At 66.0% G+C, this 21,023-nt stretch carries 17 protein-coding genes; 7 read left to right on the top strand and 10 right to left on the bottom strand.

Features of this window, described 5'->3' with window-relative positions; genetic code table 11:
• Positions 1-66 precede the first annotated feature (66 nt).
• Both AOZ06_RS04010 and AOZ06_RS04005 read right to left on the bottom strand, forming a co-directional pair.
• Positions 67-480 carry a hypothetical protein gene (locus tag AOZ06_RS04010; RefSeq protein ID WP_054288177.1) on the bottom strand — a complete coding sequence of 138 codons (414 nt, stop codon included), beginning with the start codon at positions 478-480 and terminating at the stop codon, positions 67-69.
• A gap of 1,155 nt (positions 481-1,635) precedes the next feature.
• A complete protein-coding gene (locus AOZ06_RS04005) occupies positions 1,636-1,920 on the bottom strand; it encodes a hypothetical protein (protein WP_054288176.1) in 285 nt (94 codons plus the stop codon).
• Between the two features lie 486 nt (positions 1,921-2,406).
• Between AOZ06_RS04005 and AOZ06_RS53400 the strand changes: the two genes are divergently transcribed.
• Positions 2,407-2,823, top strand: a complete 417-nt coding sequence (locus AOZ06_RS53400; RefSeq protein ID WP_083471487.1) for an NUDIX hydrolase — start codon at positions 2,407-2,409, stop codon at positions 2,821-2,823.
• A 75-nt stretch (positions 2,824-2,898) separates the two neighbouring features.
• Here the strand turns inward: AOZ06_RS53400 and AOZ06_RS03995 are convergent, their stop codons facing one another.
• Complete coding sequence (locus AOZ06_RS03995; RefSeq protein ID WP_063810296.1) at positions 2,899-3,699, bottom strand: hypothetical protein; 801 nt, start codon at positions 3,697-3,699, stop codon at positions 2,899-2,901.
• A 39-nt stretch (positions 3,700-3,738) separates the two neighbouring features.
• Between AOZ06_RS03995 and AOZ06_RS03990 the strand changes: the two genes are divergently transcribed.
• Positions 3,739-7,041 carry an AfsR/SARP family transcriptional regulator gene (locus AOZ06_RS03990; RefSeq protein WP_236952068.1) on the top strand — a complete coding sequence of 1,101 codons (3,303 nt, stop codon included), beginning with the start codon at positions 3,739-3,741 and terminating at the stop codon, positions 7,039-7,041.
• A gap of 15 nt (positions 7,042-7,056) precedes the next feature.
• Here AOZ06_RS03990 and AOZ06_RS03985 read toward each other — a convergent pair whose 3' ends face one another.
• Positions 7,057-8,259, bottom strand: a complete 1,203-nt coding sequence (locus AOZ06_RS03985) for a helix-turn-helix transcriptional regulator (RefSeq protein ID WP_054288172.1) — start codon at positions 8,257-8,259, stop codon at positions 7,057-7,059.
• A gap of 108 nt (positions 8,260-8,367) precedes the next feature.
• Complete coding sequence (locus AOZ06_RS55800) at positions 8,368-8,637, bottom strand: hypothetical protein (RefSeq protein WP_157232791.1); 270 nt, start codon at positions 8,635-8,637, stop codon at positions 8,368-8,370.
• A 148-nt stretch (positions 8,638-8,785) separates the two neighbouring features.
• On the opposite strand from AOZ06_RS55800, the gene AOZ06_RS03980 reads away from it, so the two are divergent.
• Complete coding sequence (locus AOZ06_RS03980; protein WP_054288171.1) at positions 8,786-9,682, top strand: hypothetical protein; 897 nt, start codon at positions 8,786-8,788, stop codon at positions 9,680-9,682.
• A 56-nt stretch (positions 9,683-9,738) separates the two neighbouring features.
• Here AOZ06_RS03980 and AOZ06_RS03975 read toward each other — a convergent pair whose 3' ends face one another.
• The 4 genes from AOZ06_RS03975 to AOZ06_RS03960 are packed head-to-tail and all read right to left on the bottom strand — an operon-like array spanning position 9,739 to position 15,702.
• A complete protein-coding gene (locus tag AOZ06_RS03975; RefSeq protein ID WP_054288170.1) occupies positions 9,739-12,852 on the bottom strand; it encodes a helicase HerA domain-containing protein in 3,114 nt (1,037 codons plus the stop codon).
• Positions 12,849-13,457, bottom strand: a complete 609-nt coding sequence (locus AOZ06_RS03970) for a hypothetical protein (protein WP_054288169.1) — start codon at positions 13,455-13,457, stop codon at positions 12,849-12,851. Before AOZ06_RS03970 ends, AOZ06_RS03975 begins: the two co-directional genes overlap by 4 nt.
• Before the next feature lie 11 nt (positions 13,458-13,468).
• Positions 13,469-15,109 carry a tyrosine-protein kinase family protein gene (locus AOZ06_RS03965; RefSeq protein WP_054288168.1) on the bottom strand — a complete coding sequence of 547 codons (1,641 nt, stop codon included), beginning with the start codon at positions 15,107-15,109 and terminating at the stop codon, positions 13,469-13,471.
• Positions 15,106-15,702, bottom strand: coding sequence for a TIR domain-containing protein (locus AOZ06_RS03960; RefSeq protein ID WP_054288167.1), 597 nt, complete (start codon positions 15,700-15,702; stop codon positions 15,106-15,108). Before AOZ06_RS03960 ends, AOZ06_RS03965 begins: the two co-directional genes overlap by 4 nt.
• A gap of 218 nt (positions 15,703-15,920) precedes the next feature.
• On the opposite strand from AOZ06_RS03960, the gene AOZ06_RS57590 reads away from it, so the two are divergent.
• The 4 genes from AOZ06_RS57590 (at position 15,921) to AOZ06_RS03945 (ending at position 19,304) form a co-directional block, all read left to right on the top strand.
• The gene (locus AOZ06_RS57590) at positions 15,921-16,286 is read left to right on the top strand and encodes a hypothetical protein (protein WP_169798846.1); all 366 of its coding nucleotides are present in this window, start codon (positions 15,921-15,923) and stop codon (positions 16,284-16,286) included.
• On the top strand, positions 16,237-17,172 hold the full coding sequence (locus tag AOZ06_RS57585) for a M1 family aminopeptidase (protein ID WP_054288166.1): 936 nt from the start codon (positions 16,237-16,239) through the stop codon (positions 17,170-17,172). Before AOZ06_RS57590 ends, AOZ06_RS57585 begins: the two co-directional genes overlap by 50 nt.
• 63 nt (positions 17,173-17,235) lie before the next feature.
• Complete coding sequence (locus tag AOZ06_RS03950) at positions 17,236-17,928, top strand: response regulator transcription factor (RefSeq protein ID WP_054288165.1); 693 nt, start codon at positions 17,236-17,238, stop codon at positions 17,926-17,928.
• The gene (locus AOZ06_RS03945) at positions 17,925-19,304 is read left to right on the top strand and encodes a sensor histidine kinase (protein ID WP_054288164.1); all 1,380 of its coding nucleotides are present in this window, start codon (positions 17,925-17,927) and stop codon (positions 19,302-19,304) included. The genes AOZ06_RS03950 and AOZ06_RS03945 overlap by 4 nt, the downstream gene beginning before the upstream one ends.
• Here the strand turns inward: AOZ06_RS03945 and AOZ06_RS03940 are convergent.
• The gene (locus tag AOZ06_RS03940; protein ID WP_225953086.1) at positions 19,288-20,970 is read right to left on the bottom strand and encodes a hypothetical protein; all 1,683 of its coding nucleotides are present in this window, start codon (positions 20,968-20,970) and stop codon (positions 19,288-19,290) included. The genes AOZ06_RS03945 and AOZ06_RS03940 overlap by 17 nt on opposite strands.
• Positions 20,971-21,023 lie beyond the last annotated feature (53 nt).

The following is a 21,023-nucleotide window of genomic DNA, read 5'->3' as shown; positions in this document are numbered from 1 at the left end:
CGACGAGCGGGGGCAGGGCGGTGAAGTCCTGCCCCGGCCCGTCGGATAATGGGGCCCGGTGAAGGATCAGCGGGGTCGGTGCGGGTCGTGTCCTCGCCGGTGATGGGCCTGTCGCGATCGCGGAAGCACACTGTCCAGGTCTCCCGGGGTACCAGCGAAGTCGCCCTGGGCCCGGGTCGCGCCCAGGGCGTGCCAGCGAACCGCGTCCGGTGCGCTCGCCACGTCGTCGAGGCCGACCGCGACGTCTGCGTGGCGCAACGCCTGGATCATCGAGACGGTCAGCGTGACCAGTGAGTCGGGTTGGTGTGGATCCAGTCGCTGGCTGGTCAGTGATCGCGTGCGGATCACCGAGGCAACTCGCTCGGTTTCGGCAAGCGCGACTTCGGTGGGGCTGCCGGAGAATTCGTGCAGTCCGATCACCACGCCGTTGTCTCGGAGTACGCGGAGGTTCGACCGTGCCGCGCTGTGGTCGGCGATCACCGCGCGGGTGTCGAGTGTGATCTCCAGCCGTTCGGGTGGCAGGCCGGCGCGGCGAGCAGGCTGTTGATCACTCCGGGCAGAGTGTCGTCGGATGACTGCGACTGGGTCAGTCGCAGACGCGGCGTCACGTGCTCTCATCACGTGGCCTCCGCTGCCGCAGGGTGTTGATGTCGATCAACAGACCGGTGTGGTCAAGGTCTTGCCCGGTGATGGTGGCGGTCAGAAGGCTCCTCGGAACATCGAGCCGACTGTCGCAGTCATGCCTACAGTGAACGAAAGCTGGTCATGACTCGGTTCCATGTCCGTCCGGCCAGGGCGGCGGCCAGGCAAAGTACTCGTGCACAAGCACGTGGTCAGCGCCACCGGGACGGCGTTCCTTCACGGCAACGATGGTCGCGTCAAACAGAAGATTGGCGAGGGTAAACCGGACAGAAGCACGGCGGAACCTCGACGTCGACGATTGCCCTCACCTGCACGCCTCAACACGTCCGGCCTGTGGGCGATCACTCCAATGATCCCCCGCCAGACGAGCCAGACTGCGGCCTGACGTCAGCGGCTCAAGTTGGTGCGTGATTGTGCCGCGATGCCTCGGTCAAGACGACGCTCTTGGACTCGCGGGACTTGCCATAGTCCATTTGTAGCGGGCGGCCAACTTGTCGGGAGGGGAAGCGCTCGAGGGTTCATATCGGCGCATGCTCCATCCTCGCCGCGGCACGAAACCCTGGACACCCCGAAGCCGAAGGTTCGACACAACAAGTCCCCGTAACAGCAGCCCCTTGTACGTCGTGGCCGAACTGGCCAAACTGGACATCGGTGTCCGGCGTCGCAGCATCGGTCCAGCGTGGCCAACGACCCATCCAGTGGCCGCGCTGGCCCACTCTCCACAGCACAATGGTTAGCACGCAGAACCACGCAGGTGGGTATCACGTGGTCCGTCGTCTTCACGGGGTCACACCGCTGTGTGTCTACATCGGCTCGGTTTGCGCACGGACCGGTCACGGTTCGGCCGCACAGTGAATGAACTGCGAATGCACCACTGCTGTGGCGTACATTGTGGACATGCGTGCCAGCACTCGTGGCACTACCTCAGGCGGCCGTGCCCCCACCACCCGCGCTCCTCGTCCCCGCGGCATCGACACGCTGCCCAGCGGATCGCTACGAGTCCGCGTCTACGCAGGCACCGACCTGATCACTCATCGTGAGCACTATCTGACCCAAACCATCCCGCGAGGCCCTACCGCCGCACGAGATACCGAAGCCGCGCGCCGATGTCTGATCGTCCAAGTCGACGAACATCGCCATCCACAGATCAACACCACATTGTCCCTCTTGCTCGAGCGTCACCTCGCGACCATGCGGGCCGGCACCCACACCCATTCCATCTACTGCGGTTATCTCCGCAACCACATCACGCCGGTGATCGGGCACCACAATGAGCATCAGTCCACCTGCGCGTTCTCGCTCACAGGTGGGTATCTCGATACAAGATCAACAGTCGCAGGTCAGCCTCATGACATCAACCGGGCCGAACAAGGCCGACCTTCACGGTGTAGGTCCTCCAGGCTGTTCATATGTTCCACCGGGGGCGGCCAAAATCCACGCGGCCAATGCGCAGCTCGTTGGAGGTGACGCTGCGACTCACACGGACGGATCCCGTGCCACCTCCGCACCCGCCGCGTCCTCCCGTGTGACAGGGACCGTGACGGAAAACTGTGGATAGGAGGGTGGTCATTGGGTACTATCGGGGCTGAAGACGAAACTATTGTTGCTGGTAGAGGCCATATAGATGCTGGATTTCGGGATTCCCAAACCGTGTGTCGCAGGTTCGATTCCTGCCGGGGCACTCGTCTTTCACCGGGCGAAGAGCGGCTCCTGACCAGTGCAAACAGGTCAGGAGCCGTTTTCTATGACGCTCGGAGTTGCCCAGTGAGTGAACCGGCTCCTGACAGCCCGCGCCCACCAGTCGCGGCAGCGGTCATCGTGAAGAACGGCGCACTACTACTGGTCCGGCGGCGCGTGAAAGAAGGCAGCCTCTCATGGCAGTTCCCAGCCGGCGAGGTCGAACCCGGCGAACCAGCCAGCGAAGCAGCCGTCCGTGAAACCTTCGAGGAAACCGGCCTGACCGTCTCCGCCGACAGGGTGCTGGGCCAACGCGTCCACCCAGCGACAGGCCGCACGGTGGTCTACGCCGCGTGCAGCGTCGTTTCCGGCGATGCGCATGTGAAAGACAATGAGGAACTCGTAGAGCTTGCTTGGGTCAAGCACGACGAACTGGCCGAGTATGTCCCGTACCCGTTTTACGATCCCGTGCAGCACTATCTCGACGACGTCCTTACCTCATAAGTACACACGCGAATTATTCCGTCTACGCAGCTGCCCTCTTGTGTGTGGGAAACCCGGGCTCGAACGTTGCTTCTGCTACAACCCGAAGCGGCTTCCGTTGGGAATCGGGCCCTGATCGAGCTCCCATCGCACTCCGTATGCGAGGCCGGGCAGGAGGCGGCTGAATCGTTGGTGGATCTCGCCTGCTCGGTCCACTGGGTGCCGGTGCTCGCGGTGGGGCGGGTTGGCGACGGCGTTCTGGTGGACTTCGCGCAATATCCACACGTGGGGCGGTGCCCAGTCACGTCCGAACCGCACGCGCAGGTCGAACAGGTCGTACGCCCGCTTGGGAACGCGCACCACGTAGGACCGCAGTGCCTGTGGACTGGACAGGCGGAACCGTACGGCGAAGTCGTGTGATTCCCCCTTGGACAAGGGGCCTGGGAGGGTGAGACCGAGGCTGTCATCGGGCAACGTTCCGCCGTAGAGGACGTCGACCTCGATGTGCCGTCTTTCCGCCGCCAGTGGCGATGTGAATTCCAGTTCGTGCAGGCCGTCCTCGTCGGCCACGATTCGATGTCGTTCGAGCACTTCTGGTTGCGGTCGATCCAGTGCGATCGCCACATGCAGTTCCGCTGTGTGCCATATGCCTGACGGTGTGCGCGGGGTTGTCGTGATCAGTTCGGCGAGTTGGTCGATGGCTTCGTCCACCCGGCGGCGGACCGTGCGCGGGCCACGATCGATCCTGATCGCCGCCCAGTGGATCCGGTCCTGGTACAGCGGCAGGCGGATCTCGTTGCTGAGGGCGAACGCCGCCACGCTTGCCAAACGCATGTCCTCCGGCAGTTGCTCGGCGAGTTCGATCAACCGGGCAACGATCTTCTTCCGGACGGTCACCGGTCCGTCATGACTGGTGACCCCGCACATCGTGCGCAGGTGCGGTCCTATCCGTTCGCTGATTCGGCCGGAGAACACGCCTCGCCCTTTGCGAAGCGTCCTCAGCTCGCGGACCAACTCACAGTGGGTGCTCATCAGTTCGACTCCCCTCGCATCCGACTGTTCGCCGGGCAGCATGCGACGCACGAGTGGACCAGAAGTGGACATGTGGTGGATGCCGCGGACCACGCCACGTCGACTTCGACACGTGCGTTCTCATCAGTCGCCCGGGATATGACAGATCGGCACTACCCATTTGGATCAGATACGCAAGGAATTCGCTCCCACCCGACACACGATCGGCCGCTTGCGCGACTTATGCACAGAGATCAGGCTCTCGGATCGGGAGGCGGAGTGGAATTTCGGATGCTGGGACCCCTCGAGGCATGGCACGACAGCGCACCCGTACCTCTTGGAGATCAACAGCAACGGTTCATCCTGGTCGTGCTGCTGTTGCACGCGAACCGGCCGGTGTCCGCCGAGCGGCTGACCGAAATCGTCTGGCAGGACAATCCGGAGCGCCGCTCCCTTGTCCGCGGCTACATCAACAAATTGCGCAACGCGTTCCGCGACGCCGGCGACGTGGCGATCGAGACCACCGCCACCGGCTATCTGCTGCGGGTCTCCGAGGAACAGATCGACACCGCCCGGTTCGACCGGCTGCGCACCGAGGCACTGCAGGAGGAAGATCCACGCCGGGCCATCGAGTTGTTGCACGCCGCCGTCGACCTCTGGCGAGGTTTGTTCCTTGAGGACATCGACATCGACCGAGTGGGCGGCTCGGAGGTGATCTCACCCAACGACAGCTACCTCGATGCGGTCGGTGACCTCGCCGAGCTTGAGCTGTCCGCTGGTCATCACCGGTCGGCGCGGGACCGCCTGCGCCGGGTCGTGCGGAAGGACCCAGCCCGCCAGAAACACGCTGAGCTGCTCATGCGTGCCTTGATCGCGAACGGCGACCGCGTGGAGGCCATCCGGGTCTTCCAGAGCGCCAGTGAAGCGCTCGCCGAGTTCGGCGTGGAGCCGGACGCGGCGCTGCGCAACCTCGCCGCGCGGGCCGAGCGCGGCGAACCGGTCAGCTCCCTGTCGTCGAGACCTGGTGGTTTCACCGGCCGCACGACGGAACTCGGCGAGATCACAACAGTGGCTGCCGACGGGCGTCGTGCTGTCTGGGTGAGCGGTGCACCAGGTGTCGGCAAGACAGGCTTGGCCATCGAGGCCGCGCACCGGCTGCGGGATCGGTTCCCTGACGGGCAACTCCTCGTACGGCTGAACGGGTTCACCCCGCACACGGCCGCCGTGACTGTCGGGGACGCGCTGTCCCAGGTGCTGTCGGAACTCGGCGTACCCGCGGAACAGATCCCGGCATCGATTGGCCGGAAGGCGACGCTGTACCGGCGCCAGCTGGACGGCACCAGAACGCTGATCGTGCTGGACAACGCGGCGTCGTCGGACCAAGTCCGTCCGCTGCTGCCGGAGGCTCCGGGCTGTTTCGCGATCGTCACCAGCCGACGTGTGGGCGAGCCGGACACAGGTGAGCAGATCCGCCTCACGCCGCTGGCAGCCGATGACGCGACCCAGTTGTTCCGCACGCTCGTGGGTCCACTCCGCATTCACGGCCGATCCGCCCAGGTAGCCGCGGTGGTCAAGCGGTGCGGTTATCTGCCGACGCCGATCAAGGTGGTGGCTGCGCTGTTCCGCAGGCACGACCGTTGGCCGTTGGACCACCTGCTCCGTCTGCTGGAGGAAAGCGGTCCGTGGCACGCGGACACGGACGACATGGCGGGCGCGGCCGCGGTGCGCGTCTCCTACCAGCAACTCGACACGGCCCAACGGAAGATGTTTCGTCTTCTCGGACACGCGCCCGGGCCACATCTGACTGTGGCGGGCGCGGCGGCGCTCATAGATCGGGATGTCACGCAGGCACGCGTGATCCTCGACTACCTGCACGAGGTGTGCTTGCTGGAGGAACTGGCGCCGGAGCGGTACCAGATGCTCGACCCGCTCAAGGAGTTCGCCGCCGCGGAGCCGTCTCCGACCACGCCTACCGAACGTTCGGACTCCCTGCTCCGGTTGCTCGACTTCTATCTCGTCACGCTCGTCGGCGCGGTGAGCACCGCGTACCCGTTCGACCGGGCCCTGCTGCCCACAGTGGACCGATCCTGCCGGGTCTCACCAACCTTCACCGGGCAGGATGCCGCGCTGGCGTGGATCGCCGCCGAGCGGGACAACCTGGTGGCGGCCATCCACCATGCCGCCGCACACGGCCTGCCTGGGCACGCCTGGCGTCTGGCTGTGCTGACCTGGCGCTACTTCAACACCACCAACCAGTTCGAGGACTGGATCGAGACCACCGAACTCGCCCGGCGGATCGTGTCCGCCGATGCGGACAACGACTACGGCCAGGCCCACGTCCTTCTCCGGCTCGCCATCGCACACGACCGCCTCGGTCGACTCGACGCAGCCCTTGAACTGGCGAGGAACGCGCTGCCCAAGTGGACACGCCTGGGAGACGTACGCGGCGAAGCCGCCACGCTCTGCGCGATCGCCATCCCCGCCATGGAGCTCGGTATGCACGACGAGGTCGTCAGGAGCTTGGAGGACGCACTGGCGAAATACGCCCAATGCGACGATCGCCGTGGTCAAGCCCATGTGCTGAGCATGTTCGGCTACTTCAACGAGCTGCGTGGCAACTTGGGAACAGCGTTGCGCCAGCACTTGTCGGCAGTGCCCATGCTGCGCGAGATCGGGCACACACAGGGCTTGGCGCACGCGTTGAACAACCTCGGCTCGGTGCGACAACAGCTGGGGATGCTCACGGAGGCCCTTGCCGATCACACGGAGGCACATCGGCTCGCAGGTGAGATCGGCGACAACTGCGTGTTGGCCTATGCGTTGACGAACATCGGCACGGTCCATCGGTTGGCAGGCCGTTTCGCCGATGCTGTGCGCTATCAGGAACAAGCGCTGTCAGTCGCGACCAAGGTGTCCGACGCGGACCTGCACACCCGGCTGCACCGCGACCGTGGTGCGACTGCCCAGGCACAAAGCGATTTGGCAGGAGCACACCACTTCTACAGCACGGCGTTGGACCTGGCGACTGAAACGGGGAATCGCACTCACCAGGCCCATGCCGCTTGGGGCGTCGCGCAGACCCTGCACTCGTTGGACAAGCACACCGACGCCGTGCCGCACTGGGACACCGCCGAGACAAGGTTCATCGCGCTCGGCCAGCCCGGCGCCGAGGAGGTCCGGTCGGCACGCGCGGTACTGACATGCCGCTGCCGAGCGACAACTTACTAGGTGTGACCAACGCCGTCAGGCGCGCTGCGACAACGCACGCCGCAGATCGGGGAACACTTCACGAACCACGCCGTGGTTGTGCCACCGACCGAGGTGCCTGGCCAGTTCCCGCAAGTCCATCCGGACTGTGGCCGAGTCGACGTGGGCCACGTCGTCGAGTGTTTCAGTCAGCGTCAGGCAACTCTGGTCGACTTCGCCGGACAGCACGTACGCCAGCGACCGCCGAACACCGAACCGTGCCCTCGTGCGACGGGACACCGCGGGCAACCGGGCCAGTTCTCGCTCAAGGATCGCCGCAGCGTCATCGGGCTTCCCCAGGTCACACAATGCCCACCCACGGGCCAACTCGACCGGATCAGGCGCGCTCGTACCGAGTTCGGGATACGCCCTGTCGTCCGGTGTGGACGAATCGAGCAGCTCGGCAGCGCGGTCCATGGCACGTTGGTATGAATCGCGGTCACCCGCCAGCGCGTGTCCCTGTGCTTCTCGGCGAGCAGCAAGAGCCAGCACGCGGAGGCTGCCTGAACCGCTCACTTGAGCTCGCTGGGCGAGGTCGATCGTGGTGATCGGGTCCTGCCGGTAGAGCGCGAGGCCCGCCTCCCTGACCAGCGCGTAGCTCGTGATCTGCCGGTCACCGCCCGCCTGCGCCAGCTCGGACGAACGCCGAGTCCACCACAACGCGCGCTGCTCGTCGCCGACCTCCTGGCTCATCCATCCCGTGTACTCCGCGATCCGCGCGGCGAGCAACAGCAGACGGGATCTGATCGGCTCGGGGTTCTCGTGGGCGAGTGCGCACACTGTGTTCGCCTGAGCGACCAGCGACTCCAGAATCACCACCGGGCTCGTCTGCATACCGAGTCGCCGCAGGTGTTCGAACGTGGTCCGGATCCCGGCGACCACACCCTCGTGCGGGATCGGCCGCGGCCCACCGGCAAGTGTTATGCCGAACACGGTTCCGGCGGCAAGCACCTGGCGACGGTCGAGTTTGTGCTCCCCGGCGATGCGGTCACGTGCCGTACGAGCGGCTTCCACGAGCATCCCACCTGCGTTGAGCACGCTGTCGCAGAGACGGGCGACTGTTTCATGCGGCGGTTTGAGGCCGTTCTCGATCTTGCTGAGATACCCCTTGCTGTAATGGATGCGCTTGGCCAACTGTCCCATCGAGAAACCGGCGGCGGCCCGGTATTCCCGCAGCATGTCCCCAAACGACTCAGCCACAGTGCCTCCATTCCGAGTGACCCAAGTACACCACTCCCATTGGTTCGACGCAAACAACCAGCCGCCCGCGAATACTCGCGGACGGCTCGGCGCATATTCGTGACTCCGTCACCCGTGCCACGGATTGCCGTCGGTACCGAAGGTCCCCGCCGCGATCGACGCGGTGGAAGCGTTGTCCGACGGCGTCGAGACGCCATCGCCCGCACCAGTGACCACAGCGGACAGCACGACCAACAGCGACGCCGCGGACCCCAAGAAAGCAGAAGCGTATTTGGGCATGACAAAACCTCCATAGAACCGCGAATGATTTACGAGGCGCTTGTCCACAATCTCCAGCGCCGATATCCACAGTCCATCAAAAACAAACCACATCAACAAGCGATTAACCGTTGACCAGCAGAGCGGGAAACGGGAAACACTGGCCCATCCACGTCGCGTCCACTTCTGGTCGACACGCTGCGCGCATGCTCCGCGGGTACGCACGATGAGCCGGCCGCGTGGCCGGGATGACCAGGGAGGTTGGACAGTGGGCGAAGTAGCGACCTACGACGTCGCCGTGTCGTTCGCCGAGGAGCAGCGGTCCGCTGCCGAAGAGGCGGTCAACGTCTGGCGGCAGCGTGGGCTGACTGTGTTGCACGGCCCCGATCAGACCCACGAGTGGTGGGCCCACAAGGAAGGCGGCGACCTGCCGGACGCCCGTGTGCGCTTCTTCCTTCCCTTCGTGTCCACACTGGACGACTTCACCGCCGCGATGCTGCACGCGGTGAAGACCGGGAACGAGCACGTGCTGCCGGTGCTGATGGGTGACGTCGCGGTGCCGGCGGACCTGGTGCATCCGCACGTGACCTACCTGCGCGCCACCGAGCAGTGGCCGGACCAGATCACCGAAGCGCTCATCGCCCGCGTCGAGGAAGCCGAGTCGGCCGGGTGGAATCGGGCACCGGTCGCCGAAGTGGTGACGGGCGCGAGGGACCTGACTCCCGTCGCGACTGTGCCCGTCACGTTCAGCCGCTATGCCGAGCAGGACGCGACCATCCGTTACATGGGCGAACAGTTCGCCGCCGCCCTGCCCGGCCTCGACCAGCGCCGGTTCGTCGGCACTGTGCACCTCGGGGACTCAAAGATCAGTGTGCGGATCGAGCACAGGGGTGACATCGTGTACGCCCTGGACGTCCAGCGCGGCGGTATCGGCGGCGACGAGACCGTGAACTTCCTGGTTGGCAGGCACGACGCGGGAAGCGCCTGCAGCAACGGCTGGGCACGTCCGGTGTACGACACGCAGACCGGTACGCCCGTGCTCGAACTGCGCGACTTCTCGGTGCTCGGCCGCGGTTCGGGTGAACCGCGCAAGTACCGCAAGGAAGACCTGTTCGCGGCACTCTGGCAGCGGATCAACGCGGTCATCGCCGCGACCGTCCAGTAGAGACACGAGAATGTGCTCCTCATCCTGCGGGGTGAGGAGCACATTTTCATGTCGAGTCACGGTGGGCCGTCGTCCCGAGCTCGTTCGAGCACTTCCTCCACTCGCAACGGACTGGGTGGGTGGTGGCTCAGGCACAACGGTGCCCGCATGCGGCGAAACCCGAAGTTCTCGCCTGTCGCGTAGAACTGCCCACGTTCCAACCGTGAGATGTCCCCGACAGAGCTGTTCTTGGCCCTGGCCATCTCGGTCGCCGCCGCGATCTGCGCCGGGCTGTTGAGCCTGCCGAAGAACTGGGTCGTCGCGTTGCCGACGATCTGGTTGTGCACGCCTTTCGGTGCCTGGGTGGCGAGCAGAAGACCGAGCCCGTACTTGCGCGCCTGCGACGCGAGCAAGATGGTGCTTTGCGTGCTTGCCGTCCACGTACCCGACGGAGCTATGGTCTGTGCTTCGTCCATGACGAACAGCCCGCCGAGCGGCCGGTCCACAGCCGGGTTGCGTTTGATCCACGCGAACAGCTCGAGTTGGAGCTGGCTCACGAACCCCTGCCGCTGGTCCTCGGACGGCAGCCCGATGAAGCTGATCACCGAGATCCGCGCGCGCTTCCCCGTCGTCGGCGTGAGCAGTGCGCCCATGTCCATGGCCTCACCCGGGCCCGCGAGCAGAGGGTCGTTGACCATCGCGGCCCGCAACGTCTCCGCCAGGTCGGCGGCCATCGCCACGGCGGTGCTCAGCTTGCTCACCCCGTCCGGCAGTTCGGCGAGCATTTCGACGAACCGAGCGAGGTCTCGTTCACCTCTGCGCGCGTAGTACGTCAACGCCTCCCGCAGCACCGCCTTGCCGCGAACGGCGCTTTTCGTGCCGTTCGCGACTCTGGCATGAGGTGCGAGGTGAGCCACGGCAGCCTCGATCGATGCGTTGAACTCGTCGGCGTCCCCGCGCACTTCCGCGAAATCCGGCAGCGGGTGGAAGCTGAGGGGACGCCCGCCGATCCGGCCCGGTGTCCACACCACGACCTCGGTGCCGGCCAAGTACTCGGCAGCGCTCTCGGCGTCTCCGGGCCGCCAGTCCCCTGGCGGTTGCGGCCACGGATCGCCCAGCCGCGCCAGGTCGTTGTTCGGGTCCAGCACGATCGCCGAGACTCCCCGCAACGCGCACTCCTCGACGATCCTGCGCAGCAGCACGGTTTTCCCACTACCGGAGCCCGCGAAGACGATGGCGTGTTTGCGCAGTGACTCCAACTCGACGCGGATCTCGTTGTCCATCCCGAGCACGATCTCCGCGGACGACGCCTGCTGTTGTCGTTGCGGCGGCGGTGGCCTCGTTTCCTGGTGGTTCGACCGGGCGTGCGCAGGCGTCGGCAGGATCTCGCGCAGGAAGGTGCCGCTGCTGGCGGGTTTGCGCGCCACCAACCACGCCAGCAGCTGGTGGGTCTGGGCCGAGAGCATCTCCTTGAGCGCGCTGAACGTCCGAAGGTCGTCGTCGGAGACCCTGACGCGCTTGGTGCCCATCTTCTCCAGCTCGGCGAACTCGGCCTTGGTCTTGAACCCGTTCCACCCTTTGGTGGCGTTGCGGATCAGGACAAGATGCCTGTCGGTTTCACCGGACCGAATTCCGGCGGCGGCACGAGCTCGCCGCATCTTGTGCAGCACGATGGTGCCGTGACTGCTTGCGATCAGCCGAAACACCCAGCGTTCCTCGATGTCCAGCGCTTCGTTCACGGTGCGGCGCAGTCCGGCGTGCAGCGTCATGTCCTCCGGCAGCGGTTCGGGATGCCACTTCAGGTCGTCGTTGCCGACCTCGGTGATCCAGGACTTCAACCCGGCGAGCAACAACGCCGGCATCACCGCGTCCTCGTTGTGGCGCGTGAGATCCGCGGCGGCGACATCGGTCTTCTCCCGCAACTGGGTGAACTGGTCGTCGAAGTCCGCGAAGTAGCCCGGCTCCTGCCCGGCGGGCGCGGGCACCTCGGGTGAACGCTCGACCGGGCGTACGACCGGCTGCTCGTCGAACGAACCCAGTTCCCGGATGTCACCGGCGAGGCACACCTCGGCATGGGCGTGGATCCGCTTGAGGAGTTGCCGTGGCGTGTAGGCCGTCCAGGCCTCGCCGAAGGCGCTCGGCGCCACCGGCCAGGTCGGGTGCGGCGGGGTGATGCCGTTGCGCTGGTAGATGGTTCCCAGCCACTTCTCCACCAGGCTCCGGCCGATCGCCGGGTCGGTGATGGACGCCAGGATCGGGGTTTCGGTGAAGCGGTCCTGCACTGTGTCGCTCGCGATGGAGTTCAACTGCATCCACGTGTTGGGCAGGCACGCCACGACGGTCACGGTCCGCCTTGTCGTTTCGCGCAACTGCATCAGACCGTCGGCGATGAGCGCGAGTTCCCGCGTCAGCTCGGGGTCGGTCACCGTGGCCTCGATGGCGTCCTGGCTCTTGTTGACCAGGGTGTCGAGCTGGTCGATGGCGATGAGACACGGACCGGTCATCGCGAGAACGCGCGAGATGTCGCGCACCAGCGTCCGGGACTGCTTCGGCTTGGGGTGCATGCCCCACTGACGGCGTTCGCGATCCGCGTCACCGAGTCCCTGCAGGTACGCCCAGCCGACATCGGCGTGTTCGGAGGAGGCGTACAGCACCAGCGCCCGGATCGTGTCACCGCACTCCACCGCGATCCGTCCATCCACATTGCGCAGTCCATTGAGGAACTGTCGCAGGTGGTCCGGAGTCAGCGGCGCCTCGCTGAGGATCGCCTGTGCGACGTCGTCGGGCACACCGGCTTCTTTGCACAGCTGGCGCAGCAGCACGGTGATCTGCAGTGCGCCGTCGTCGTTGACCCTGCGCAGCTCGCTGCGCATCGCGTCAGCGACATCGTCCCAGAACGCGCTGCCTGAGGTGAGTTCGATCAGGAAGAAGAAGCCGCCCTGCTCCTGCACCATGCGGCGCACTGTGCCGAGCAAATGGGTCTTCCCGACGCCCTTCTCACCCTGCAGCACAAGGCCGATCGGGCTCGGGCCGGTGCTGTTCCTCGCGTCCGCGATGCCAGCCTGGATGCGCCCCTCTGCCCTGGCGTGCAGGCCTTCGATGTGCGAGGGCGAGGTATGCCATACGTCGTCCGGGGTTTCAGCGGAGTTGAAGCGCAGTACGGCCAGCGCTTCACGTAGGTGCTCGGTCATGATTCCTCGATCGCTATGAGGTGCTTGTCCTCGCCGCCGACACTCACGGCGGCTTCATGGTCCGCTTCGGTCAGCACCTTGCGGTTGGAGTCCGGGGCCAGGTAGGCCTTCCCTTCCTTCATCATCTTCAGCAGTGCCTTGTCCACGTCGCTCTTGTCCTCGCCGTCGAGCATCGGACGGATCCGCGCCAAGCGGATCCACTCCTGTGGTTTGACGGCCAGGTCGAAATAGACCGCGCGGATGAACAGCTCAAGGTCGCCGGACCGGATGGCGTTGGCGAGCGTGCCTCGTCGTTGCAAGTGTCGGACGAGGCGCCGGAGCAGCTCGGCGGACATCCGGGCCAGCGGCCCCGAGTTCGACGGTGGTTCGCCGTAAACCAGATCGTTCATGCACCAATCGATGCCGTCATCGGTGATCCGGTGCACGTACGGCTTGGTGTCCATCGCGGTCTTGAGCAACCCGGCGTCGTTCAGGGCTTCGCGGTCGGCCGGGCCGAGCCTGATCTTGTGGTCGTTGGTCAACTCCGTGTTGGCGACGTCGCGATTCGCCAGCATGAGCGCCATCAGTGCCGCTCTCGCGGCGTTCGAGTAGTTCCCCTTCGGCATTTCGCCGCCTTTCAGTCGGTGGACGTCTTGATTCGCCGGTCGATCCGGTTCAGCAGGGTGCTCACCCGGTCGCGCAAGTTCGGTGGCGTGGCGACCCGGTTGCCGTTCCCGTGTGCCCTGCTGAGCAGCACCAGGTCTGCCGAGCGGTTGAGCAACAGGTCCATGTCGCCGTCGTCCAGAGCGGCTTCCATGCCACGCACGGCTTGCGTGACAAGCGCGAACCGTTCGGCGTAGGGCATGTCGGGCGGCAGATCACGCAGCGCGGCCGCCGCTGTCCGCAGTGCCTCGTGGTCCGGCTCGGTCTCGCTGACCGGCGTCGCCATGATCAGGTCGTGCAGTTGACGTGCCACGCTCACCGGACGCATGCCCGGTTCCAGTTCCAGGTGCCGGAGGTTGCGCAGGAATCCCGGCAGGTCCTCACGATCGGTCTCACGGGTCAGCACGCAGAACAGCTGCCGCTGGTCGCCTTCCGCGCCGAACGCGTGCCGCAGGAAACGTTCCGCTTCCGTGGTCTGCCAGCGGGTCAGCTGCCCGTCGACGACCAGGCACAGGTGTTTGGCCGGCTCGTCGGTCTGGTCGAGGAACTCCGGGTCCGCTGACAACGACCGGTCGACGTGCAGGCCCAGGTGGCGCAGTTCGTCGATCAGGTCCGTCGCGGCCCGCATCGACGGCCGGGGACTGGACACGAGCAGGTCGAGCTCGAACTCCTTGCGGTGACTGCGGGCGGCCGCCACGTAGACGTCCCGGTTGTCAGCCAGCACGTCTGTGCGGTCGAACTGCTGCGCGATCACCGCCGCGACGGTCTCCAACGCGAACGAGATCTGATCCGCCGACGGGACCTTCTCTTCCAGCACAGGCAGTTGCTCGCCGAAACTCCAGTACGAGACGTACGGCACGGTGAGATGCCGCAGCATCAGGTCGGTGGACACGGTCTTGACGAGCCAGTTGCGGAACAACGGCGCGACAACCTCGGCACACCTGTGTTGCCACTTCTCTGCCCGCTCGTACTCCACGCGGTTGTCCAGCCGGGACAGCACTGGGAGCACCACGTGCCGCGGCCGGTCGTAGGGCAACCGGTCTCTTGCATCGTCGGCGCGCCGGGCGACGTCGACGACGTCCTTGAGGTTCTGGCCGTTGGCGGTGAACACCACGACCAGCCGGTCAGGCAGTTGTGCGGTGCATATGCTCGCGATGTCCGAAATACCAGTGCGGCTGTCGATCAGGACGAAGTCGTACTCGTCGGTCCACTCGGCACGGCATCGCTCGAGGAAATCGGCGAATCCCCGTTGGTACAGGTCCTCCCAGTTGATCGCCTGCATGCGGCGTGAGTAGGAACTGTCCAGCTGGCCGCTGTCGACCCGGCCAGCGGCCAGCAGCGCCAGCCTGCCGTCGCCGACGTTGACCTGAACGGCGTGTGCGGGTGGGGTCTTCGCGCCCGCGAGGAACTCGTGTGCGAGATCGACGACCCCGCCGGCCGGGTCCTCGGCCAGCACCGGCGCGAAGTAGTGGTGCAGCCCGGGGGCTTCCAGGTCCCAGTCGACGGTGAGCACCCGGTAACCCCAGCGTGCGAGCAGCACGGCGACGTTGGCCAGTGTGAAACTGCGCCCGACACCGCCCTTGTAGGAGTAGAACGTGAGCACTGTCCCGGTCATGGGTCGAACCTCGGCAACGGCGGCGGTGGGATGAGCACGGGCTCCGGCTTCTCGACTATCGGCCAGTCGGGCTGCCAGTCAGGCACTTGCCGCACGAGTTGGACCAGGTCGCTCGCCAACTCGTTGACCTTACGGTGAAAAAGGATGTAATCAGGGGTCTGCTGGTACACCGGATCGGGATGGGCGAATTCCTTCAGGTCCACCCACGAGCGTTGCCGCTCCTCGAGTGGGAAGTTCTCCGAATCCGAGTAGAGGATCGGATATATCAGCCCCTGCGAGATCTCGGCGCCCCCGAGCCCGAGCATCTCCTCCCTCGCCTGCATGCTGCGCAGCTCCGCCATGCACCAGCGCGAGGTGAAGTAGTGCGGGGTGAGGACCTGGATCATTATCTTGCTGTGCCGCAAAGCCGTCCGCAGATTGGACGGCCAGTGCACGGCCCGCGGCATCGTCCGGTCCATGTAGACCTTCAGTGGTGGCGCGAACTGATCCGCGAGGCACTCGCTCAGTTTCCTGTGAAAGTGGTTCAACAGCCATTTCTGGACGCTGCCATAGCGGCTGTAGCTGATGAACAAATCAAACTTATAGCCGGACACGCCCCTGATGGTATGCGCGCTCCGGCAGCGAGAAGTGTACAAATTTTGGCAAAAATATCCCCCAAATGCCTGCCGTTTGGACAAAAAAGTGACATCGTGGCGGTGAACCCCCTGCGTCGTACGCGAGTGGACCGCTCGACGGCACTGGTCCAGCTGGAGGTAGCCGGGCCGATCTTCGGCGCGCTGAGATCACGGTTTCTCGAACAGGGGGTTTTCATATGCGCGCCTGGTCCAGCGTGGCCGTGGCCGGATTGCTTGTCCTGTCGCCGGCTTCTCCTGCCGCGGCGGCTGGGACACCCGGAGGTGAACTGGTTGTCACGCCCGCGACCGATCTTCCCAAGGGCAGTGATCTCACTGTTGTCGTGCGGTACGCCGATGTGCCGTCCGAGGCCAAGGATGAGAACGGGTACACGCCGTGGGTTCGTAAACCCGATGTTGCGACCGCGGTGGTTTTGGACATTCCCCGGTGGATGCACCCGGGCAATGATCATCCGACGGACAAGGCCGTCTTTGATTTCTCCGTCGCTGTCCCCGATGGTGTTCCCGGTGGTTTCCGGTGGCGAGCTGACCAGTCGGGTTCCTGAGGGCAACGGCAAGATTCGGTGGAATTGGCGCAACCGCAAGCCGACCAACACCTATCAGGTTTTCATGGTCGTCGGTGACTTCGACGTCAAGCACTCGACCACGCCCACCGGGCTGCCATTGATCACGGGCTACGGCGCGGATCTCGGTGCCAACGCCGCTGCTGCGAGAGCCAGTGTCGAACGCACGCCGGAGATCGTGGAGTACCTCTCCGGGTTGGTCGGGCCGTACCCGTTCGACTCGCAGGGCGGTGTCGTCGTCAAGGGACTCGAGTTCGCGCTGGAGAACCAGACCCGGCCGGTGTACGGCGACTTCTTCTTCGACGAATGCGCGAACACCTCCGTCGTCGCGCACGAGAACATGCACCAGTGGTTCGGCGACTCGGTCTCCTTCGACCGGTGGCAGCACGCGTGGCGCAACGAAGGCCCCGCCACGTACGCGGAGTGGCTGGGGTCCGAACACATCGGTGAGGGCACCGCCCAGCAACTCGCCGACGCCACCTACCAGAAGTACCCCGCAGACGACCCGTTCTGGCAGATCCCGCCCGGCGACCCCGGCGTGGACAACAACTTCCACGACGTCATCTACGAGCGCGGTGCGATGACGTTGCAGGCGCTGCGGAACACGATCGGTGACGCCACGTTCTTCAAGCTGTTGCGCATATGGGTCGCTCAGCACAAGTACAGCGACGCCGACACCGGTGAGTTCATCGCGTTGGCCGAACGGTTGTCCGGCAAGCGACTGGACACGTTGTTCACCACGTGCTGTTCGCCAAGGGCAACCCGGCCACCGGCCCGGCACGCCGGGACCACCGCGACGGCGAAACCCGCGTCGTGGGAACGCATCCAACACAACCAGCGACTCCACGCCAGATCTACAATTTCGTGACAGGTGATCGACCGAATCGCACGACTCCGCCACCAAATCGTCGAATCCCGATAGCTTGACCGAGTGGCACGTGTGCTGTTGATCGAGGATGACGAGGCGCTGGCCGAGGCCCTGTCGCTCGCACTGCGGGGGCTTGGCCACGACGTGCGTCACGCGGGCACCGGGGAACAGGCCCTGGGGATGTTGTTCGGGGAGGTCGCCGAAGTGGACGTGGTCCTGCTCGACGTCATGCTCGCGGGTATCGACGGGTTCGAGGTCTGCCGTCGAATCCGTGGCAAGAGCATGGTCCCCGTCATATTGCTGACCGCGCGGGGTGACGCGGTGGACATCGTGGCCGGGCTCGAGTGCGGCGCCGACGACTACGTCGTCAAGCCCACCGAGCCGCGGGTTCTCGACGCCCGGATGAAGGCGATCCTGCGCAGGTCAGCGCTCATCCCGCCGCCGAGCGACCCGGTGCTGCGGATCGGTGACCTGAACATCAACGGGGAGGCCATGACGGTGACCCGTGCCGGTGTCGAGCTGAACCTCACGGCCACCGAACTGCGGCTGCTGCTGGAGTTCGCGGCGCATCCCGGGCAGGTGCTGAGCAGGCAGGTGCTGCTCAAACGGGTCTGGGACTACGGGTACGTCGGCGACACCCGGATCGTGGACGCCGCGGTGGCGCGGTTGCGGGCCAAGGTGGAGCCCGACCCGGCCAGGCCCGCGCTGCTGCGTACGGTTCGCGGCATGGGGTACCGCCTGGTGAAACCGGGATGAGGCTGAGCCTGCGGACCAGAATCGTCGTGGCGGTCGTGCTGGTCACGTTGACCGCCACGCTCGCGATGGCGTTCATGGCGTACAAGCTGCAGGAGACCGAGACCAAACAGCGGTTCTTCCTCGCGGCGAAGGCCGACTTCGCCACCGACGTCCAACAGGCCCGGCGGACGGTGCGAACCGCGCCGGACGGCAGCACGGACCTGCTGGCGGTAGGCGACTACATGTCCGGCGAGTTCGGGTCCACCTGGACCGCGATCAACCTCGCGCAGTCGGCGGAGCTGGGGAAACGCATCGTCAACGGCAAGCTCGCGATCGGCGAGACGAACCCCGGCGTGGTGATCGGCTCACGCTTCGCCGGCATCCCGGGCTCGGTGCTCGAAGGACCGTGGACCATCCCGCGCGAGCAGGAGGTGGATTCCTGGTACGTGATCAGCCAGCAGCTCGAGCGGACCCAGGTGTTGCTGGTCGAGTACTACAACATGCAACCGCTGCGGGACGACTTGTCCTCGTTGCGCTGGCAGCTGGCGGCCATCGCCGGAGTCGTCGCGTTGCTCGGCGTCACCGCTGCCCTGATCGCCGCGGGACGGATCCACCGCCCGGTCCGCCGGGTCGCCGAGGCGGCTCAGCGCGTCGGCGACGGCACGTTCGACGTCCGCGTCCCCGTACGTGGCCGCGACGACCTCGCGGGCCTGGCGAAGTCGTTCAACGCGATGGCCAGACGGCTGCGGGAGAAGGACGAGCAGCAGCGCCGGTTCGCCTCCGACGTAGCCCACGATCTCCGCACGCCCGTCGCGTCGATGGTCGCGGCCGCCGACAGTCTCAAGAACCCCGATCCCTCGGTGCGGGACCGTTCCGCGGACCTGATCGGCACGCAGTCGCGGCGGTTGGCGCGGCTGGTGGAGGACCTGCTTGAGATGTCCCGGTTCGACGCGGGTGCTCTCGTCCTGGAACCCGATCGGGTCGAGCTTCCCGAGCTGGTCGCGGACGCGGTCGGGCTGACCGCGCCGAACGCCGGGGTGACCGTCGCGAGCGCGGGGGACACCACCGTCCAGGCCGATCCACGCAGGCTGCACACGGTCGTCTGCAACCTGCTGGCCAACGCCGTGCACCACGGCAGCGAGCCGATCACCGTGACCATCGACGGCACCCACCCGGACGTGGTGGCGATCGAGATCGCCGACTCCGGCCCCGGTATACCGGCGGAGTTGCAGCCGATCCTGTTCGACCGGTTCACCCGGGCCGACTCCGCCCGCCGCCCGTCGTCGGGCAGCGGGCTCGGCCTGGCGATCGCCAGGGAGAACGTGCTGCTGCACCACGGTTACATCTCCGTGGCCAACAACGACGGCGCGGTGTTCACCGTCACCTTGCCCCGTTGACCTGGCCCGCACGCAGCGTCTCGCCGCACGAGCGGCGCGGCAGGTCTTGGATTCGCTGGTCCACCACGGGCACGGCCTGACTCGCGTACTCCCGTACCGCGGCCAGCTTGTCCAGGTCGGTCACGGCGTCCTTGCGCACCCAGTCGTTGGCTTCGAGGTGGCGGTAGATCGGGTGGTAGTCGCGTTCGATGCGGGGGTCGAGCGCCACACCGGTCCCGCCGTTCCAGATCCCGTGCGAGACGATGAAAGTCGGCTTCACCTGGTCGAAGATGTAGTCGCGCAGACCGGCCTTGTCGTCTTCCCGCGTGTACTTCGCGATCGTGGCGTCGGCGAGACCGGCCAGGTCGACGACGTACAGCCGGGTCGTCATGGCCAGGCCGCCGAGGTCCGGGGCGAGCAGACCGGCTTTCTCCAGGCCGAGGATGTCGGCGTACTGGTTGACCATCCGGCCGTACCGCTCAGCCACCTGGCACATGTGGAACGTCGGTTTGTCGTGGAATTCCCTGGCAGAACCGACGAACCCGGCTCCGGCGGTGAACGTCGCCACCGCGATGACAGCGATGGTGACCAGCCGTCGCCCGAGGTTCACCACCGCCTTGGCCGCGGCGATCACGCCGATCAGCGCCGACATCGCCCAGATCGGCGTGGCGAACCGGAACTGGGCCATCCAGTCCGGTTCGAGCGCGGCGTAGGCAAGCACGGACAACGCCCACGTGACGCCCAACGCCGGGAAACCGCCGCTGAACCACTGTGGGCGGTGCAGCGACAGGTACACCAGCCCGGCGAACACGGCCACCATGGGAGTTCCCACGTAGAGGACCACCGGGTCCAGCCGCACGAGGTCCGTCGGCAGCGGGAATCCCTGCTTCTTGGCCACCGCCGTGTTCGGCACGAGGATCCCGAACGTCAGCACGCGCCAGATCAGGTACCCGCCGAACGGCACCGCGAACGCGGCGAACGACACCAAGGCGAGCTTGAGCCCGCGGCGCAGGCACAGCGCCAGCACGGCCGGGTACGCCAGCAGGTAGATCAGCCCGTCGGGCCGGGTCAGCGCGGCCAACGCGGCGAGCCCGCCTGCCAGGACAGCGACTTTCCGCGTGTCCAGCCGGAAGTCGAGCTGCGCGTGGAAAAGCAACGCGGCGAGCCCGACGACGGCCAGGGCGAAGAGCGGGTTCTCCAGGCCGGAGAAGCACCAGACCACAAAGGACGGAACGGCTGCCAGCGCGCCGCCGATCAGCAACGTGATCAGGGCGGGGCGGGTGGAAACCCGGCGTGCCACGGTGAAGCAGGCGGCCAGGATCCCGGCGCAGCACAACGCGGCCATGGCCTTGGGGAAGACGACGTAGTCCGGGATCCCGAACAGCGTGCCGCGGTCGAAGACGCCGAACAGCCTGCCGAGCGCGAGCAGCAGCAGCCAAGCGGGGTTGGAGTACCCCTCGACCTGCGCGGCACCGGGGTGTACGACCGGCCCGAGCCCTTCGGTGAAGCTGCGCGCGTACGCGAACGTGATCGCCGCGTCGTCAACAAGCCAGCTGCCGTAGTAACTGGCGTGCCACGTCAGCAGTCCTGTCCCCGCCACGACGGCCACCGCGCCCGCCCGCCAGGGCTTCCTTGTTTCCGGTGAAGGGGATACCGCCGGCGCGCGCACCAGCGCGATCGTTGACATGCCGCCAAGTTACGAACCGCATTCGTGCTCCTTGCGGCGCTTGTGTGACGGTT

Origin of the sequence: Kibdelosporangium phytohabitans (assembly GCF_001302585.1) — a bacterium.
Taxonomy (GTDB): Bacteria; Actinomycetota; Actinomycetes; order Mycobacteriales; family Pseudonocardiaceae; genus Kibdelosporangium; species Kibdelosporangium phytohabitans.
This window is presented reverse-complemented; position numbering and strand designations above follow the sequence as displayed.

What these genes read in the sequence shown, in the direction of transcription:
- AOZ06_RS04005 (WP_054288176.1), bottom strand. Translation starts at nt 1,920, where the DNA reads ATGCTCATTGTGGTGCCCGATCACCGGCGTGATGTGGTTGCGGAGATA.
- AOZ06_RS03975 (WP_054288170.1), bottom strand. Translation starts at nt 12,852, where the DNA reads ATGACCGAGCACCTACGTGAAGCGCTGGCCGTACTGCGCTTCAACTCC.
- AOZ06_RS03970 (WP_054288169.1), bottom strand. Translation starts at nt 13,457, where the DNA reads ATGCCGAAGGGGAACTACTCGAACGCCGCGAGAGCGGCACTGATGGCG.
- AOZ06_RS03965 (WP_054288168.1), bottom strand. Translation starts at nt 15,109, where the DNA reads ATGACCGGGACAGTGCTCACGTTCTACTCCTACAAGGGCGGTGTCGGG.
- AOZ06_RS57590 (WP_169798846.1), top strand. Translation starts at nt 15,921, where the DNA reads ATGCGCGCCTGGTCCAGCGTGGCCGTGGCCGGATTGCTTGTCCTGTCG.
- AOZ06_RS57585 (WP_054288166.1), top strand. Translation starts at nt 16,237, where the DNA reads ATGGTGTTCCCGGTGGTTTCCGGTGGCGAGCTGACCAGTCGGGTTCCT.
- AOZ06_RS03945 (WP_054288164.1), top strand. Translation starts at nt 17,925, where the DNA reads ATGAGGCTGAGCCTGCGGACCAGAATCGTCGTGGCGGTCGTGCTGGTC.
- AOZ06_RS03940 (WP_225953086.1), bottom strand. Translation starts at nt 20,970, where the DNA reads ATGTCAACGATCGCGCTGGTGCGCGCGCCGGCGGTATCCCCTTCACCG.